The organism is Mycobacterium sp. 1245499.0 (genome assembly GCF_001673615.1).
Classification (GTDB): domain Bacteria; phylum Actinomycetota; class Actinomycetes; order Mycobacteriales; family Mycobacteriaceae; genus Mycobacterium; species Mycobacterium europaeum_A.
Map to the genome: position 1 here is coordinate 1 of NZ_LZMG01000109.1, position 2,571 is coordinate 2,571.

Annotated in this window: 1 protein-coding gene and 1 pseudogene; both read left to right on the forward strand. The window is 72.6% G+C overall.

All coding sequences use genetic code 11. The features are described from left to right. A pseudogene (locus A5646_RS30225) lies at positions 1-1,337 on the forward strand (hypothetical protein); the annotation flags it as partial. Positions 1,338-1,580: 243 nt separating this feature from the next. After that, positions 1,581-2,571, forward strand: a 991-nt coding sequence (locus A5646_RS05620; protein WP_067020484.1) for a hypothetical protein, incomplete at its 3' end; no start/stop codon positions are given.

The following is a 2,571-nucleotide window of genomic DNA, read 5'->3' on the forward strand; positions in this document are numbered from 1 at the left end:
CGGAGACCGCGCTGGCCCGCGGGGCCGCGCTGGCGTCGGCGAACGCGCCGCTGTTTGCCTCGTCGACCGCCGCGCTGGCATATGCGCAGGATCCCGGCACGGGCTCGGTCGACCAGTACTCGCTTCCCGAGTACCTCTATGTCCCGATCGGCTCGGAACCCGGCGACGACGACCTCGCCTACAGCGCGGTGGGGGACGAGGACGCCGATTCACCGACCGTCGTCATCGAGAAGCTCTTCCTTCCCGAGGAGAGCCAGCCGAAGCGGCGGCCGGTGCTGCTGGTCGGCAGCGGGCTGGCGGTGGTCGGCATCAGCGCGGTGCTGGCGCTCGAGATCGCGTTGGCGATCGGGATCCGCAACACGGGAACCGTGGCCCTGCAGCCCACACCGGGGCAGCACCTCATCGTCCCCGAGCAGGCGCCGGCCCCGGCGCCGGTGCAGGCGTCCGAACCGCTGTCGAAGATCAGCCTGCCCGTCCCGGTGGCCGCCCCCAAGCCGCTGAGCCCGCCGGCCGCCGCGCCGTTGCCCGCGGTTGCGCCTCCGGCGGCCCCTCCGCTGCCCGCCGCCCCTCCGGTTCCCGCGGCGCCGGTCCCCGTCGTGGTCCCGCCGGTGCCGGTGCCGGTGCCGGTGCGCATCCCGGTTCCGGTTCCCGACCCCATCGACAGCCCCCCGCTGTTCGAGGCCCCGCCGCGCCTGACGATCCCGCAACCGGTGCAACCCCAGCCGCCGGTGCATCTGCCCCAACCGCCGTCGCCCCCGCAGGTCACCGTCCCGCAGTCACCGCCGCACCAGACGCCGCCCGGCGAGGGCACCCCTCCCAAGCCGAGCGGTCCGGGTAACTACGGCGGCGGCCACTCTCCCACGCCCGGTGAGAGCGGCCCGGGTGGCTCGGGCGGTTCCGGGCACGTTCCCACGCCGGGTTCGGGCGGCCCCGGTGGGCATGTGCCGACGCCGGGTTCGGGTGGTCCTGGTGGGCATGTGCCGACGCCGGGTTCGGGTGGTCCTGGTGGGCATGTGCCGACGCCGGGATCCGGCGGTTTGGGCGGCGGCCACCTGCCCGCGCCCGGTAGCGGTCCGGGCGGCCTGGGTGGCGGGCATGTCCCCACGCCACCTGCGGGCGGTCCTGGCGGCGGTCTTGGCGGTGGTCACGCTCCGGCTCCCGGCGGCGGCGGTGGCTTCGGCGGCGGTCACGCCCCGGCTCCCGGCGGCGGCGGTGGCCTCGGCGGCTTCGGCGGTGGTCACAGCGGTGGCGGCTTCGGTGGTGGCGGCGGCTTCGGCGGTGGTCACAGCGGCGGCGGTGGCGGCTTCGGTCGTGGTGGCGGCGGCGGACACCACTAGTCCGGTTTGCCAACTAACACACAGCAACCGGCGCCTACTTCTCCCAAGATCACGCGCGTAGGGTCGGGGTATTGAGGCTGGCAAAAAGATGCCGCCTCTGCCGCCAGAATTTCATCAGCCCAGCAACATGTGCGGGCATGCGGCCCGCGCTCTGCGGTGGCAGAAATCCTTGGTGATCACTGAACAGTGGTGTTGCCGACGGGGGCGTCGAGCGACACGAATTGGGCAGAGGGAGCTTAAGCGGTGGTGGGCATCGTGCTTGGCGTCTCGATGACGCCGACGAAGGTGCGCATGGTCCTGGTCGAGGGGGAGAGCGCCGACGGAGTCACCGTCGACGAGGACGACTTCGACGTCGACACCCAACGCACCGCCCTGCCCGGCACCGGCCCCACCGAGGTGATCTCGGCCATTCTCGGCACCCGGGAAGGCGCCGCCGAGGGCGGCTACGAACTGCTGTCGACGGGCGTGACCTGGACCGACCACGTCGAAGCGGCGATGCTGCGCGACGCCCTCATTTCCCACAAGGTCGAAAACGTCATGCTGGTCTCGGCCTTCATGGCCGCGGCCGCGCTGACCCAGGCCGTGGGAGACGCCACCAATTACGCGCGCACCGCGCTGCTGTTCGTCGAGCCCTACAGCGCCACCCTGGCCGTCGTCGACACCGCGGACGGCTCGGTCTCGGAGGTGCGCCGCAGACCCCTCGCGGACGACGAAGACGAAGCGGTCGCCGAACTCGTCGACATGGCCTCCGGCGCCGCGACACTCGAAACCCACCCCGAAGGCCTGGTTCTGGTCGGCTCCGGCGTGGACATCCCGCTGATCAAGCCGGTGCTGGAGGCCGCGACCTCGCTCGAGTTGTCCGTGCCCGACGAGCCGGAGATGGCCCTGGCGCGAGGCGCCGCGCTGGCGGCGGCGAACGCGCCGCTCTTCGCGTCGTCGACGGCCGCGCTGGCCTACGCGCTGGATCCCGGCACCGGCGAGGTCGACCCGATGCTGTTGGCCGGGCAGCATCCCGGCCTGCTCCCGGGATATCAGCCCGAATACCGCAGCCGCATCGCGGCGCTCGCCGCCGACGCCGACAAGGGCAAGACCAACGTCGCCTACAGCGCCGTGCCGGACGATGAGGCCGAGGCCAAAACGATCATCGCTTCCGACGAACGCGCGCGCCGGCGCAGGTCCGTGATGCTGGTCAGCAGCTCGCTGGCGGTGATCTTCATCGCGGCGGTGGTGGCGC